This is a genomic window from Pseudomonas edaphica (assembly GCF_005863185.1).
Lineage (GTDB): Bacteria > Pseudomonadota > Gammaproteobacteria > Pseudomonadales > Pseudomonadaceae > Aquipseudomonas > Aquipseudomonas edaphica.
Genome location: NZ_VBVZ01000098.1, coordinates 1 through 14,514, shown reverse-complemented (window position 1 = coordinate 14,514; position 14,514 = coordinate 1). Strand labels below are relative to the sequence as shown.

The following is a 14,514-nucleotide window of genomic DNA, read 5'->3' as shown; positions in this document are numbered from 1 at the left end:
ACCCACCGCCATCGCAGGCAAGCCAGCTCCCACAGTTGCCCGAGTTGCCTGGGCTATTTGAGGCCCAGGCGCTTGGCCATGCGGCCGAGGTTGGCGCGGTCCAGGCCGAGTTCGCGGGCGGCGCTGGCCCAGTTGTGCTGGTGGCGTTCCAGGCAAGCGCTGATGATTTGGCGCTGGTAGTGCTCGGTGGCCTGGCGCAGGTCGCCGGTCGCGGCCAGCGGCGCTTGCAGCGGTGCTTCGATAGCCGGCGCGCTGACGTCCGGCAGGTCCAGGTCCTGGGCGCTCAGGCTCAGAATCTTCGGCCGCTCGCGGCAGTTACCCAGGGCTTTGAGCGCGCTGCGCCCGATCAAATGTTCCAGCTCCCGCACATTGCCTGGCCAGTTATAGGCCAGCAGCGCGGCCTGGGCGTCGCTGGTCAGGCGCAGGCTGCCCAGGCCCATGCGCGAACGGTTCTGCTCCAGGAAGTACCCCGCCAGCAGCAACACGTCCCGCCCGCGCTCGCGCAGCGCCGGCACTTGCAGCGGGTACACGCTCAGGCGGTGGTAGAAGTCGGCGCGGTAGCGGCCATTGCGCACTTCTTCGGCGAGGTCGCGGTTGGTGGCGGCAATCAGGCGTACATCCACCTGGTGTTCCTTGTCCGAACCCAAGCGCTGCAACTGGCCGCTTTGCAGCACGCGCAGTAATTTGGCCTGCACGGTCAGCGACAACTCGCCCACTTCATCCAGGAATAGGGTGCCGCCATTGGCCAGCTCGAACTTGCCACGGCGTTCATTCAACGCGCCGGTAAAGGCGCCGCGCACGTGGCCGAACAGTTCGCTTTCCACCAGGGTTTCCGGGAGCGCGGCGCAGTTGAGGCTGATCATCGGCTTGTCCGCACGCGGGGACGCGGCGTGGATGGCTTGGGCGACCAGCTCCTTGCCGACCCCGGTTTCGCCGGTAATCAGCACGGTCAGGTCGCTGCCGCCCACCAGCTTGATCTCCTCGACCAGACGCTTGTGCGCCTTGCTCTGGCCGATCATTTCCTTGTGCTGTTGGCCGCTGGCCTGGCGGTAGATCTCGGCGCGCTGATGTTCGTCTTCGGCGCGTAATGCCAGGCGCTCAATGCGTTCGGCGACATTGACCGTGGCCGCCGCCAGGCTGGCAAAGGCTTGCAAAGCATCCAGCTCAACGCGTTCGAAACGCTCGGTGTCCAGCGCGTCGAGGGTCAGCAGGCCCCAGGGCTGGTCGTCGATAAACAGCGGGCAACCCATGCAGTCGTGCACTTCCAGGTGCCCGTGCAGGCCGTCGACCAAGCCGTCGTAGGGGTCGGGCAGTTCGCTGTCGCTGTCAAAACGGGTAGGGCCAGCGCTGCTCAGCAACACTTCAAAGCGCGGGTGTTCGCTGATCTTGAAGCGACGGCCAAGGGTATCGGCGCTCAAACCATCCACTGCCAGCGGCACCAGCCACTCACCGTCCAGGCGTAACAACGCGGCGGCATCGCACGGCAACAGTGCGCGCATGGCTTGCAACAGGCGTCGATAGCGCTCGCCCTCGGGCAGTTCGCGGGACAGGTCGGCGACCAGGGGCAGCAGGGTGGTGAGCAGCGATTGTGCAGTCATAATGACTCCTTGTAGTCCTTGTGACTATAAGGTGTAGGGAGTCATACTGACTACATTATATTTAACATATTGAATTATAACGATTAATTAGTTGGCACGAATGCTGAGTAGGTAAAAGTAATCAGTAAAGAGACCCAGGAGTCTGCCATGCTTAGTGCCCAAGACCGTGCCATCGTCAAATCCACTGTGCCCCTGCTGGAGAGCGGCGGCGAAGCGCTGATCACGCATTTTTACCGCATGATGCTCAGCGAATACCCAGAAGTTCGCCCGCTGTTCAACCAGGCCCACCAGGCCAGCGGTGACCAGCCCCGTGCGCTGGCCAATGGCGTGCTGATGTATGCGCGACACATCGATCAGCTGGACCAACTGGGTGACCTGGTGGCCAAGATCATTAACAAACATGTGGCCTTGCAGATCCTGCCGGAACACTACCCGATTGTGGGCGCCTGCCTGCTGCGCGCCATCTCTGAAGTGCTCGGCAGCGAGATCGCCACGCCTGAGGTGATGAATGCCTGGGGCGCGGCCTACGGCCAGTTGGCCGACATCCTGATTGGCGCCGAAGCGGCCATCTACGATGAAAAAGCCCAGGCGCCGGGCGGCTGGCGCGGTGCGCGGCCATTCCTGTTGGTCAAGCGTGTGGAGGAGAGCGACGAGATCATCTCGTTCTACTTTGCGCCTGTGGACAACGGCCCGATCCTGCAAGCCGCGCCGGGCCAGTACATCGGCATGAAGCTGGTGCTGGACGGCGAAGAAGTGCGCCGCAACTATTCCCTGTCGGCCCTGAGCGATGCGGGCCTGTACCGCATCAGCGTCAAACGCGAGGCCGGTGGGCGGGTGTCCAACTACCTGCATGACCAGATGCATGTCGGTGCAACCATCGACCTGTTCCCGCCATCGGGTGAGTTCACGCTGGCGGCCAGCGATAAACCGCTGGTGCTGATCAGCGGCGGGGTAGGCATCACCCCCACATTGCCCATGCTTGAAGCGGCCCTGGCAACCGAGCGCCCGGTGCACTTTATCCACTGCGCCCGCAACGGCGGCGTGCATGCGTTCCGTGATTGGGTCGATGCCCTGGCGGCCAGGCACCCGCAGCTCAAACGCTTTTACTGCTATGCCGAGGACGACGGCGTGAGCCCTGCGGCGGACAAGGTGGGGCTGTTGAGCCAGGAGCAATTGGCGGCGTGGTTACCCGAGGAACGTGACCTGGATGCGTACTTCCTGGGGCCTAAAGGCTTTATGGCGGCGATCAAACGCCATCTGAAGGCGTTGGGTGTGCCGGAGCAGCAGGCGCGCTACGAGTTCTTCGGCCCGGCGGCGGCGCTGGAATAAGTACATCTACCCTCTCCACAACAAGCCCGGCTCTCACATTGGAATGCGATTCCCTGTGGGAGCCGGGCTTGCCCGCGATGGCGTCCGCTCAGCCACAACATTTATCCCGATTAATCCGCAGTTAACCCCTCTCTGTTTTAACCATGCTCTGTGTGTAAACTTGCCGGCATTGGCACAACGACAAAGGGAAAACGGGGATGAGTGACGAATTGCGTTTAGGCAGGGAGCGGCGCTTTCTGGTGTTGCTGGGCATCATCTGCCTGGCGCTGATTGGCGGTGCGCTGTATATGCAAGTGGTGTTGGGCGAGGCGCCGTGCCCGCTGTGTATCCTGCAGCGCTACGCATTGCTGTTGATTGCGATCTTTGCCTTTATCGGCGCCGCCATGCGCAGCAAAGGTGCGGTCACTGTGTTTGAAGGGCTGGTAGTCCTCAGTGCCGTGGGCGGCGTCGCAGTTGCAGGCCACCACGTCTACACCCAGTTCTTCCCGGAGGTCAGTTGCGGCGTCGATGTGCTGCAGCCGATTGTCGATGAACTGCCACTGGCCAAGGTGTTTCCATTGGGCTTCCAGGTCGACGGCTTCTGCAGCACGCCGTACCCGCCCATCCTTGGCTTGTCCCTGGCGCAATGGGCGCTGGTGGCGTTCGTGCTGACGGTGATTCTGGTGCCGCTGGGCATCTATCGCAATCGCCAACGCCAGGCCTGAGTCTGCTCGCCAAAACGCCCCGGTCTTCCTTGAAGGAAGTCCGGGGCGTTTTTGGTTGTAGGGATTTGTGAAAGGGCCGTGACGAGGGGCAACAATAGGTGCGCGCAGCGTGCGACATGTTGTCACACGGACGTTGCCGCAGGACGTTTCTGACCCATCAAACCGCCGCCTGAATTTGCACCCGATGGCTAAATTGTGCTGTCAGTTCATCGTTTGGGCGATGCCGCGAATGTCACGCCGTGCGAGCCATTGGGTGATGTCCGAATGCCTTGTTTTATGGGGGCTTGGATCCGTTTTGCAAGCCCTTACAAGGTGTAAGGGAAGTGGCGTTGTGCCCAATAACACGGCAATTTTTGTGGTTTTTGTTGGGAATCGAACACGATAAGATCGCGAACCTTTGCAGGATTAGTGAAGGATTGTTGCTGTAATCGATAAAAATTATTTCTTTATAAGACATGGTTTATACATCGCTAGCTAACTACAATCGCCCGCACTGAATGTCCGGTGCTGTTCAATATTTGAGCACTGGAGCGGTCGAGGGGCAGATGGACGGCTCTGTGCGACCCCAAGGTTCCGGCAGCCTTTCAACTATCCGCACCAAATGGAATTGGTCTGTAACAAGGCCTTTAACCACGAAATCGAATAAGAACTCACCGCAGGTCCGTGAAACGTACAGTTATGGCGTGACGGGCAGGCTCTTATTCAATCGAAGAGAAATGCCAACCCTTGGCAGGGTGAAGTGTTGGCGATCAAAACCCAACTGCATTGCGCAAGCTGCTTTAGAGGTCGTGAGATGAGTAAAAACAGGTACCCCCGATTACTAGGCTTTTTGCCGCTGATTGGCATGCTGTTAATGCTGGGAGGCTGCAAGTGGACCTTGATGGACCCAAAAGGACAGATCGGTCTGGATCAACGAAACCTGATCATCACCGCTACCCTGCTGATGCTGCTGGTCGTGGTCCCTGTGATCATCATGACCTTCGCCTTCGCCTGGAAATACCGCGCGTCGAACACCAGCGCTACCTACGCGCCTAAGTGGTCGCACTCCACCAAGATCGAAATCGCCGTGTGGCTGGTGCCGGTCCTCATCATCATCGCCCTGGGTTACATCACCTATAAGTCGACCCACGAGCTGGACCCGTACCGTCCGCTGGAATCCAACGTCAAGCCGATCAATATCGAAGTGGTCGCGCTGGACTGGAAGTGGCTGTTCATCTACCCGGACCTGGGTATCGCCACGGTCAACGAGATCCAGTTCCCGGAGAACACTCCGCTTAATTTCCGGATCACCTCCGATGCCGTGATGAACTCGTTCTTCATCCCTGCACTGGGCGGCCAGATCTACGCGATGGCGGGCATGCAGACTCGCCTGCACCTGATCGCCAACGAAAAAGCTGAAATGGAAGGCATCTCCGCGAACTACAGCGGCGCTGGCTTCACCGGCATGAAATTCAAAGCGATCTCGACGAGCCAGGAAGACTTCAACGCCTGGGTAGCCGCAGTCAAGGCCGCACCTAAACAGCTTGATCAAGCTGAATACGACGCCCTGACCAAACCAAGCCAGAACAACCCAGTCGCTCTGTACTCCGCGTTTGAGCCGGACCTGTTTCAGAAAATCGTCGACAAGTACGAAGGTATGAAGCCAGGCAAGCCGGTCAAGCACGAGAAGAAAGAAGTGGCCGTGGTTGAAGGTTCTGACACGGGCTCGCATTCAACTGCTGGGGCAGAGGAGTAAACGATGTTTGGTAAATTAAGTTGGGATGCGGTCCCGTTCCACGAGCCGATCGTGATGGTGACCATCGCCATGATCGCGCTGGGTGGTCTGGCACTGTTTGCTGCAATCACGTATTTCAAGAAGTGGACCTACCTGTGGACCGAGTGGCTGACGTCTGTCGACCACAAGAAAATCGGTGTCATGTACGTCATCGTTGCCATGGTCATGCTGCTGCGTGGTTTTGCCGACGCCATCATGATGCGTACCCAGTTGGCCATGGCCACTGAGGGTTCGCCTGGCTACCTGCCGCCTGAACACTATGACCAGATCTTCACCGCTCACGGTGTGATCATGATCATCTTCATGGCGATGCCATTCTTCACCGGTTTGATGAACCTGGCCTTGCCGCTGCAGATCGGTGCGCGTGACGTTGCCTACCCGTTCCTGAACTCCCTGAGCTTCTGGCTGCTGGTTTCCGGCGTGGTGCTGATCAACCTGTCCCTGGGCGTCGGCGAATTCGCCAAGACCGGCTGGGTTGCGTATCCGCCGTTGTCAGGTATTCAGTACAGTCCGGGCGTGGGTGTGGACTACTACATCTGGGCGCTACAGTTATCAGGACTCGGGACGACGCTAACGGGGGTCAACTTCCTGGCCACCGTCCTGAAAATGCGCGCCCCTGGCATGAAACTGATGGACATGCCGATCTTCACCTGGACCTGCACCTGGGCCAACGTCCTGATCGTGGCTTCGTTCCCGATCCTGGCCGCTACCATGGCGCTGCTGTCGCTTGACCGTTACCTGGACTTCCACATTTTCACCAATGAACTTGGTGGCAATCCAATGATGTACGTGAACCTGTTCTGGGCATGGGGTCACCCTGAGGTGTACATCCTGATCCTGCCAGCGTTCGGTATCTTCTCTGAAGTGATCTCGACCTTTACCGGCAAGCGCCTGTTCGGTCACCACTCGATGGTTTATGCATCGGGTGCAATCTCTGTACTGGGCTTCATGGTGTGGCTGCACCACTTCTTCACCATGGGTTCGGGGGCCAGCGTCAACGCCTTCTTCGGCCTGGCGACGATGTTGATTTCGATCCCGACGGGGGTGAAGCTATTCAACTGGCTATTCACCATCTACCACGGCCGTCTGCGTATCACCAGCCAGGTTCTGTGGACCCTGGGCTTCATGGTGACCTTCGCCATCGGCGGCATGACCGGGGTACTGCTGGCCATTCCGGGTGCTGACTTCGTACTGCACAACAGCCTGTTCGTGATCGCGCACTTCCACAACGTGATCATCGGTGGTGCTGTATTCGGCTACATCGCAGGTTTCAGCTTCTACTTCCCGAAAGCGTTCGGCTTCAAGCTGCACGAAGGTTGGGGCAAGGCTGCATTCTGGTTCTGGATCTCGGGCTTCTTCGTCGCGTTCATGCCGCTCTACGCGCTGGGCTTCATGGGCATGACCCGTCGTCTGAACGCCACTACCAACCCTGAGTGGGTGCCGTACCTGTACGTCGCCATGTTCGGTGCGTTGATGATTGCTGCCGGTATTGCCTGCCAGCTGATCCAGCTGTACGTGAGCATCCGTGACCGTAAGCAGAACGCTTGCGACTCCGGTGACCCATGGAATGGCCACACCCTGGAATGGTCGACTTCGTCGCCACCGCCGTTCTACAACTTCGCTGTGATTCCTACTGCGAACACCATTGATGCGTTCACCGAAGCCAAGGAAGACGGTACTGCGTACCAGCGTCCTAAGCACTACGAGCCGATCCACATGCCGAACAACACCGCCACTGGCGTGGTGATGGGCGCGCTGTTGACCGTGTTCGGTTTCGCGATGATCTGGCACATCTGGTGGCTGGCAATCGTGGGCCTGGTAGGCACTATCGGTTACTTCATCATTCACGCTGCCCGTGATGATCAAGGCTACATGGTGCCGGTCGAGACGATCGAACGCATCGAAGCCGAGCAGCACGCTCGCCTGGTAGCCGAGAAGAAAATCCCGGCCAACCGTGTAGAAACCTCGTTGGAACAGGCTTAAACCATGTCGAACTTAGTGACCAATGCTGGACACGCCCATGTCGATGACCATGGGCACGATGACCATCACCACGACTCGGGGCCAATGACCGTATTCGGTTTCTGGCTCTACCTGATGACCGACTGCATCTTGTTTGCGTCGATCTTCGCGGTGTACGCGGTACTGGTAAACAACGTAGCGGGTGGCCCGTCGGGCCACGACATCTTCGAACTGCCTTACGTGCTCGGCGAAACCGCCTTGCTGTTGTTCAGTTCGATCACCTACGGCTTCGCCATGTTGGCCTTCTACAAGGGCAACAAGAAAGGCGTACTGAGCTGGTTGGCACTGACCTTCCTGTTCGGCCTGGGCTTCATCGGCATGGAGATCAACGAGTTCCACCTGCTGATCTCCGAAGGCTACGGCCCGCACCGTTCCGGCTTCCTGTCCGCGTTCTTCACGCTGGTAGGCACCCACGGTCTGCACGTAACTGCCGGCCTGCTGTGGATGGCGGTGATGATGTATCAGGTCAATAAGCACGGCCTGACCAACACCAACAAGACTCGCCTGAGCTGCCTGAGCCTGTTCTGGCACTTCCTGGACGTGGTCTGGATCTGCGTATTCACCGTCGTTTACTTGATGGGGACTCTGTAATGGCTAATGCACACTCCCATGACCATGACAGCCATGATGCGAGCCACGGCAGCGTAAAGTCTTACGCTATCGGTTTCATCCTGTCGGTCATCCTGACCCTGATCCCGTTCGGCCTGGTGATGTACCCAACCTTGCCGAAGTCGATCACCTTGATGATCGTCCTGGCGTTCGCGGTGATTCAGGTTCTGGTTCACCTGGTGTACTTCCTGCACCTGGATCGCTCGAAAGAGCAGCGCGATAACGTGATTGCGTTCGTGTTCGCAGGTCTTGTGATCCTGCTGCTGGTTGGCCTGTCGATATGGATCATGTTCAGCATCCATACGTTCATGATGGCGAAGTGAGGTAAGACCCGATGTCGCTTAAGCACTTTATCCAAATCACCAAACCGGGGATCATTTTCGGTAACGTGCTTTCTGTGGCAGGCGGTTTCTTCCTGGCCTCCAAGGGGCATGTCGATCTGGCCATTTTCTTGGCTGCGATGATCGGCACGTCCCTGGTGGTAGCTTCCGGTTGTGTGTTCAACAACTGCATCGACCGTGACATCGACTTGAAGATGGAACGCACCAAGAATCGTGTGCTGGTGCAGGGCCTTATCTCCCTGAAACTGGCACTGATCTACGCGACCGTCCTGGGTGTTGCCGGTGTAGCCCTGTTGTACAAGGTGGCCAACCCGTTGGCGGCGCTGTTTGCCGTGATCGGTTTTGTTATCTACGTCGGCCTTTACAGTCTGTACCTCAAGCGCAAGTCGGTTCACGGCACGCTGGTGGGCAGTCTGTCGGGGGCGATGCCGCCGGTGATTGGTTATGTGGCTGTAACCAATAGCTTCGACATGGCTGCGCTGGTGCTGCTGGTGATGTTCAGCCTGTGGCAGATGCCGCACTCCTATGCCATCGCGATCTTCCGCTTCAATGACTACCTGGCTGCGTCGATTCCGGTTCTGCCGGTTAAGCGTGGCATTCAGGTGGCCAAGAAACACATCCTGCTCTACATCCTGGCCTTCCTCGTGGCGACCTTGATGTTGACCTTCAGTGGCTATGCCGGCATGAGCTACCTCGCCGTCGCCGCCGCCATGGGCATGTACTGGTTGTACATGGCCTGGACCGGCTACAAGGCGGTGGATGACACCGTCTGGGCGCGCAAGCTGTTCGTGTTCTCGATCTTCACCATCACCGCGCTCAGCGTGATGATGTCCCTGGATTTCCAAGTGCCGAAAGAGCTGTTGCTGACCTACGCACACTGAGTCACCGAGCAACAAAAAGCCCCGCCTTCGCAAGAAGCGCGGGGCTTTTTATTGAGTGGCCTTTAAACTATTCCCACATTCTACAAATGCAGGAAGCAACGTGATGACTAAAAAAGCCGTGATGGTATTCAGTGGCGGGCAGGACTCGACCACCTGCCTGATCCAGGCGCTGGGGCAGTATGACGAAGTGCACTGCATTACCTTCGATTATGGCCAGCGCCATGTGGCCGAAGTTGAAGTCGCGCAGAAGTTGGCCAAGCAGTTGGGCGCTACCGTTCACAAAGTGATGGACGTGTCGCTGCTCAACGAGCTGGCGATCAGCAGCCTGACCCGCGACAACATTCCGGTGCCGACCGTGAACAGCTCGGGCGAAAGCCTGCCGAGTACTTTTGTGCCGGGGCGCAATATTCTGTTTCTGACCCTGGCGGCGATCTACGCCTATCAGGTCAAAGCTGAAAGCGTGATTACCGGTGTCTGCGAGACCGACTTCTCGGGTTACCCCGATTGCCGCGATGACTTTGTCAAAGCGCTGAACACGGCGCTTGAACTGGGCATGGACTACAAGCTGCGCCTGGACACGCCGTTGATGTGGCTGAACAAGGCTGAGACCTGGGCTTTGGCAGATTACCACCAGCAACTGGACCTGGTTCAGCACCAGACCCTGACTTGTTACAACGGCATCATCGGCACCGGCTGCGGTAATTGCGATGCATGCAACCTGCGGGCTCGGGGCTTGAATGAGTATTTGCAGGACAAGGCGGGTGTGATGAGCAGCCTGAAGCAGAAGTTGCAACTGAGCTAGAGATTAGGGACCGTACTCGGTCTACTGTGGGAGCTGGCTTGCCTGCGATAGCATCAACTGAATGTCACTGACATACCGAGTTGTCTGCATCGCAGGCAAGCCAGCTCCCACATTTAGAGCGCATTACATCAGGCAGCGCTACCGGTAATCCAGCGTTTGAACAACGCACGCGCGCCATAGGCCGGCAGGATATTAAAAAACGCAAAGCCGACTTTGATCGCGATCTGCACGTAGATCATGCTCAAGATGTCGCTGGTCTGCATCGCGCCATAGAACGCAATAAAGCAGAACAGGAAACTGTCGATAATCACCGCAAAGAACGTACTGAGGAAAATCCGCAGGTACAGGTATTTGGAGTTGGTCAGTTCCTTGATCTTGCACAGCAAGTAGGAGTTTATGTTCTCCGACACCAGGAACGACACCGAGGACGCGACCAGTACCGAGGACACCTGAATGATCACATCGTTGTAAGGGCCATCGAGTTTCCAGCCTGGCAGCCCTGGCAGAAACGTCGAGCCGTAGAGCAGGATGATGATCATCGCGTTACTGGCGAACGCAAACAAAATGGCACGTCTGGCCAGCCGCAGGCCGAATTGCTCGTTGAGCAAATCCACGATCAAAAACGTCAGCGGGTACAGAAACGTGCCTGGCGTGACGATGATGCCCATCGACTCCAGGTAAATAGGCTTGGTCGCGGCAATGCTGGTGAAGATATAAAACGTGAACAGCAACAGGTTCAGGATGATGTAGATCATCCAGGAATTTTCGTTGCGGTCGTTGATATCGTAGGCCGTCAGCGTCCCTCCCTGTGAATAAAACTTCTTGTACATGTTCTTAACTTCCATTTTATTGAGGTTGTCCATGATTTCGCTGTTGATGACTTCACTCAGCTTCATCTTGATGACCTTGCCGGTGGCGATAACCATGATCACCGCCAGGCGCTTGTCATTCTCAAAGCCCAGCAGCTTGTATGTGCTGTTTTCGATGCCCGCTTCATACGTTGTCATTGAAGCGCTCCTCAATGATGTCGCCGATTACACACAGGCGCTCTGAGCCAGCGCAGGCTTCAAGGGTGATAAACATCTTTTGGATGGCCCGGTCGTACACCAGCTTTTCTTTGCCCAGCGTTGACGTGCCTTTTTGCACGATGAGCAAATCGCCCGGCTCGTTGATACCGGGAATGCCACGTTCCAGGCGCACACCGATCAGGTTGTAGGAAGAGCCGAAGTAGTAGGTCAGCGGATACTGGGTGGCCAACTCGCCAATGCGCTTGTCCAGGTTCTGGATCACCAGGCTTTCCTTGAGCACCGGCACGGCGGCCGGGTTCATGTTGCCCTGTGGGGAAACACTGCTCTCGATGATTTCCTTGGCTTCAAAATCAAGGGTCTCGATTTCATCGTAGGAAACACCGAAGAAGTCCGAGATCTTGCGGACAGTGGACTGCTGCACGTTGACGACCTTGCCTTCCAGGATGTTGTAGATGGTGGTCCTGGTCAGGCCGGCGGCATTCGATAGCGACAGCTGCGTCTCGCCGCGGCTTTTGATCAAGTACTTGATGTTGCTCTTCAAGTGCTCGGTTTTTTCGCGTCTGTGTATCACGTGCTCACCACTTCCTTTTAGTCGTTAACGTCCGTTGTTTGCGCAACCACAGCAGGGAGCGCCCGTTCCGGGGGCGCTTGTGGTTTTGCGGCGGCGGGAGTGTTGCATGCGTCGGCCCTAACAATAAAGTCCGGATGCGCTGCGGGCGTGCTTTTGATGGGGCTGGAGTCTGGAAAATGAACATTTGATTTGGAAAATGTTTAATTTCCTGTTTAATTGATCCTCTCGGTTCAGGACGGACCGGCACGCAACGCCCAGGAAGGGACCCGCACTGATGGCATTCAATACCGTACCTCTGAAAGACCAGGCCGACCTGCTGCGTCGTGGCCTGGCGGATCTGCGCGCAGAAGACTTCGAACTCGCCAGCCTGCTGGATGCTGAAGTCACTCGCCAGCATCGCACCCTCTCAATGGTGGCTTCTTCCTGCGCGGTCAAGCCCCGCACTCTGGTGGCCTGCGCCTCTGCACTGGTCAACGTCAGCGCCGAAGGCACGCCCGGCAAACGCTATCGCACCGGCTGCGAAAATGTCGATTTAGTGGAATCCCTGGCCATCCGCAGGGCGCGGGAGTTGTTCGATGCACATTACGCCGGCGTGCAGCCTCATTCGGCGTCCAATGCCATATCCCAAGTGCTTTCGGCGCTGCTTGAGCCGGGCGATACGCTACTGGGCATGGCCCACGACCATGGCGGCGAACTCACCCATGGCAGCCCGGCGGTGTTTACCGGGGCCTATTACAAGGCTATCCGCTACGGCACCACCGACGATGGCCTTATCGATTATGAGCAAGTGCGCAGCCTGGCCCTGGCCCATCGCCCACGCATCATTATTTGCGGTGCGGGTGCGTACTCAAGGGTGGTGGATTTTGAGCGGTTTCGCGCGATTGCCGACGAGGCGGGCGCCATCCTCTTGGCGGATATTTCCGCTATCGCCGGGTTGGTGGTGACGGGGCGCCACCCGAGCCCGATCAACGCCGCCCACGTCACCATCACCTGCACGCACAAGCAATTGGGTGGCCCACGGGGTGGGTTGATCCTGTGCGGCCGCGACGCCGAGGCCAAGGTGCCTGGCCTGCGGTCGACGTTCAGCCGTGTGCTGGACCAAGCCGTGTTCCCGCGTATGCAAGGGGCGCCGGCGGTGAATATGATCGCGGCAAAAGCGGCTGCCTTCGGGTACGCGAAGTCAGCAGAGTTTGATGCCTGTATGGGGCGTGGCCGTGCGCTTGCCGATGAGGTGGCCAGTGCGTTTGCGGCCCAGGGTTACGACGTGGTGGGCGGGCGCAGTGACAACCATACGGTACTGATCCGGTTGCCGGGCGCCATGACCGGCGCCATCGCCGAGGCGGCCCTGGAGTCTTGCGCCATTGTGGTGAGCAAGCATCGCGTACCAGGCGAGACACGCTCGAAGTTGGTCACCAGCGGTTTGTGTATTGGCACCGGCTGCATGGCGCAACGCGAACTCGACGCCGAGGGTTGCCGCCAGGTGATTGCGCTGGTGTGCCGGGTGTTGGAAAACGTCACCCCGCTGGGCGAACAGGACTATCGGCTTGAGCCTGAGGTGCGCGAGCAGGTGCGCACAGCGGTAGAGGCCCTGTGCATGAATTACCCGATCGCCGACTACCTGGAGGGTTGATCACGGCGCAGGTGGCTAAATCAGCTGAGCGCCTTCTCGTCATACTTCTTTGTACGAACCGTGAGAAACCATCACCCGTCTACAAGGAGTCGCGCCATGTTCAGCGTAAGTCGTCGGTCTCTTCTCGCCTTTGGCGCGGCCCTGCCGGTGCTGGGCCGCCTGGATTGGGCGGTCGCCAGCCAGCCAGCGGCTCCGGCGGACACGGTGCGGCTTAATTACAACGAAAGCCCCTACGGTCCCTCGGACTCCGCCCGCGAGGCGATGCAGCGTGGCATCGGCCTCTCCGGGCTGTACCCCTATGGTTACATGTACGGCTTGGCCGAACAGTTCGCCAAATCGCAGGGGCTTGTCGAAGAACAGGTCGCTGTATTTGCCGGCTCCATGGCCGCCTTGCGCTACGCGGTGCTGGCGTTTACCAGCCAGACTCGTGGTCTGGTGATGGCCACGCCGTCCTATGAAGTACCGCGTCAGGCCGCCGAAGCCTGGCAGGCGCCGGTGCACGAAGTGAGCCTTAATGCCAACCACGCCCATGACGTGCCGGCCATGCTCGCCGCCGACCCTCACGCGGGCATGCTGTACCTGTGCAACCCCAACAACCCGACCGGCACCCTGACGCCCACCGCAGCGATCCGTCAGGCGCTTGCGAACAAACCCAAAGGCTGCGTGCTGGTGGTGGACGAGGCCTACATCGACTTCTGCGATGCCCCAAGCTGCGTGAGTTGGGTCAAGGATCACGACGACTTACTGGTGCTGCGCACCTTCTCGAAAATCTACGGCATGGCCGGTGCGCGCCTGGGCCTGGCGATCGGCCACCCGGTGTTGCTGGAACGGCTGGCGGTGTTTGGTGGCGACAATGTGCCGGCGGCGTCCACGTTACTCGGAGCCCGGGCAAGCCTGGACGACCTCAAGCTGGTGCCGCAACGCAAGGCGCTCAATGCCCAACTGCGTGACGAAACCGTGGCCTGGCTCAAGGCGCGGGGTTTTACCTGCACCGCGTCGCAAAGCAATTGCTTCATGATTAACGTGAAACAACCTGCAGAACAGGTGATCGAGAAGCTGGCTGCACAGGGCGTATTGGTCGGGCGGGTGTGGAAGGATTGGCCGCAGTGGGTGCGGGTGACGGTGGGCAACAAACAGGAGATGGCGCGGTTTCGCGAGGTGTTCGCGAGTCTTTAAAGCAACACAAAACCCATGTGGGAGCTGGCTTGCCTGCGATAGCATCACC

General features: G+C 58.4%; 13 protein-coding genes. 10 read left to right on the top strand and 3 right to left on the bottom strand.

What is annotated here, in order from left to right; translation table 11 throughout:
* Positions 1–53: 53 nt before the first annotated feature.
* Positions 54–1,598, bottom strand: coding sequence for a nitric oxide reductase transcriptional regulator NorR (gene norR / locus FEM54_RS09105; RefSeq protein WP_138450521.1), 1,545 nt, complete (start codon positions 1,596–1,598; stop codon positions 54–56).
* A gap of 147 nt (positions 1,599–1,745) precedes the next feature.
* Between norR and hmpA the strand changes: the two genes are divergently transcribed.
* The 8 genes from hmpA to queC all read left to right on the top strand — a co-directional run bounded on the left by hmpA (position 1,746) and on the right by queC (position 10,060).
* Complete coding sequence (gene hmpA / locus FEM54_RS09100; protein WP_017135073.1) at positions 1,746–2,927, top strand: NO-inducible flavohemoprotein; 1,182 nt, start codon at positions 1,746–1,748, stop codon at positions 2,925–2,927.
* Between the two features lie 197 nt (positions 2,928–3,124).
* Positions 3,125–3,631, top strand: a complete 507-nt coding sequence (locus FEM54_RS09095; RefSeq protein ID WP_138450519.1) for a disulfide bond formation protein B — start codon at positions 3,125–3,127, stop codon at positions 3,629–3,631.
* A gap of 793 nt (positions 3,632–4,424) precedes the next feature.
* Entirely contained in the window at positions 4,425–5,366 is a 942-nt protein-coding gene (gene cyoA, locus FEM54_RS09085) for a ubiquinol oxidase subunit II (RefSeq protein ID WP_026013527.1), read from the top strand.
* Between the two features lie 3 nt (positions 5,367–5,369).
* Entirely contained in the window at positions 5,370–7,388 is a 2,019-nt protein-coding gene (cyoB, locus tag FEM54_RS09080; RefSeq protein WP_017135070.1) for a cytochrome o ubiquinol oxidase subunit I, read from the top strand.
* A gap of 3 nt (positions 7,389–7,391) precedes the next feature.
* On the top strand, positions 7,392–8,018 hold the full coding sequence (locus FEM54_RS09075) for a cytochrome o ubiquinol oxidase subunit III (protein ID WP_010206435.1): 627 nt from the start codon (positions 7,392–7,394) through the stop codon (positions 8,016–8,018).
* Positions 8,018–8,359 (top strand): cytochrome o ubiquinol oxidase subunit IV, encoded by a 342-nt coding sequence (gene cyoD / locus FEM54_RS09070; protein ID WP_010206434.1) that lies wholly within the window; start codon positions 8,018–8,020, stop codon positions 8,357–8,359. Before FEM54_RS09075 ends, cyoD begins: the two co-directional genes overlap by 1 nt.
* An 11-nt stretch (positions 8,360–8,370) precedes the next feature.
* Entirely contained in the window at positions 8,371–9,258 is an 888-nt protein-coding gene (gene cyoE / locus FEM54_RS09065; RefSeq protein ID WP_017135069.1) for a heme o synthase, read from the top strand.
* A 103-nt stretch (positions 9,259–9,361) separates the two neighbouring features.
* Complete coding sequence (queC, locus tag FEM54_RS09060) at positions 9,362–10,060, top strand: 7-cyano-7-deazaguanine synthase QueC (RefSeq protein ID WP_017135068.1); 699 nt, start codon at positions 9,362–9,364, stop codon at positions 10,058–10,060.
* Between the two features lie 128 nt (positions 10,061–10,188).
* On the opposite strand, the gene FEM54_RS09055 is transcribed toward queC, so the two are convergent.
* Together FEM54_RS09055 and FEM54_RS09050 are read right to left on the bottom strand one after the other, a co-directional pair.
* Entirely contained in the window at positions 10,189–11,067 is an 879-nt protein-coding gene (locus FEM54_RS09055) for a queuosine precursor transporter (protein WP_138450517.1), read from the bottom strand.
* Positions 11,054–11,659: a helix-turn-helix transcriptional regulator gene (locus tag FEM54_RS09050; RefSeq protein WP_138450515.1), complete on the bottom strand. Its 606-nt coding sequence runs from the start codon at positions 11,657–11,659 to the stop codon at positions 11,054–11,056. The genes FEM54_RS09055 and FEM54_RS09050 overlap by 14 nt, the downstream gene beginning before the upstream one ends.
* A gap of 274 nt (positions 11,660–11,933) precedes the next feature.
* Between FEM54_RS09050 and FEM54_RS09045 the strand changes: the two genes are divergently transcribed.
* A complete protein-coding gene (locus FEM54_RS09045; protein WP_138450513.1) occupies positions 11,934–13,289 on the top strand; it encodes a serine hydroxymethyltransferase in 1,356 nt (451 codons plus the stop codon).
* Positions 13,290–13,385: 96 nt separating this feature from the next.
* Positions 13,386–14,465, top strand: a complete 1,080-nt coding sequence (gene ptaA, locus FEM54_RS09040) for a pyoverdine biosynthesis transaminase PtaA (protein ID WP_138450511.1) — start codon at positions 13,386–13,388, stop codon at positions 14,463–14,465.
* The last annotated feature ends 49 nt before the right edge of the window (positions 14,466–14,514 follow it).

Coding starts and splice junctions, on each gene's coding strand:
- cyoE (WP_017135069.1), top strand. CDS start 8,371: ATGTCGCTTAAGCACTTTATCCAAATCACCAAACCGGGGATCATTTTC.
- cyoA (WP_026013527.1), top strand. CDS start 4,425: ATGAGTAAAAACAGGTACCCCCGATTACTAGGCTTTTTGCCGCTGATT.
- FEM54_RS09075 (WP_010206435.1), top strand. CDS start 7,392: ATGTCGAACTTAGTGACCAATGCTGGACACGCCCATGTCGATGACCAT.
- cyoD (WP_010206434.1), top strand. CDS start 8,018: ATGGCTAATGCACACTCCCATGACCATGACAGCCATGATGCGAGCCAC.
- ptaA (WP_138450511.1), top strand. CDS start 13,386: ATGTTCAGCGTAAGTCGTCGGTCTCTTCTCGCCTTTGGCGCGGCCCTG.
- queC (WP_017135068.1), top strand. CDS start 9,362: ATGACTAAAAAAGCCGTGATGGTATTCAGTGGCGGGCAGGACTCGACC.
- cyoB (WP_017135070.1), top strand. CDS start 5,370: ATGTTTGGTAAATTAAGTTGGGATGCGGTCCCGTTCCACGAGCCGATC.
- hmpA (WP_017135073.1), top strand. CDS start 1,746: ATGCTTAGTGCCCAAGACCGTGCCATCGTCAAATCCACTGTGCCCCTG.
- FEM54_RS09055 (WP_138450517.1), bottom strand. CDS start 11,067: ATGACAACGTATGAAGCGGGCATCGAAAACAGCACATACAAGCTGCTG.
- norR (WP_138450521.1), bottom strand. CDS start 1,598: ATGACTGCACAATCGCTGCTCACCACCCTGCTGCCCCTGGTCGCCGAC.
- FEM54_RS09095 (WP_138450519.1), top strand. CDS start 3,125: ATGAGTGACGAATTGCGTTTAGGCAGGGAGCGGCGCTTTCTGGTGTTG.
- FEM54_RS09045 (WP_138450513.1), top strand. CDS start 11,934: ATGGCATTCAATACCGTACCTCTGAAAGACCAGGCCGACCTGCTGCGT.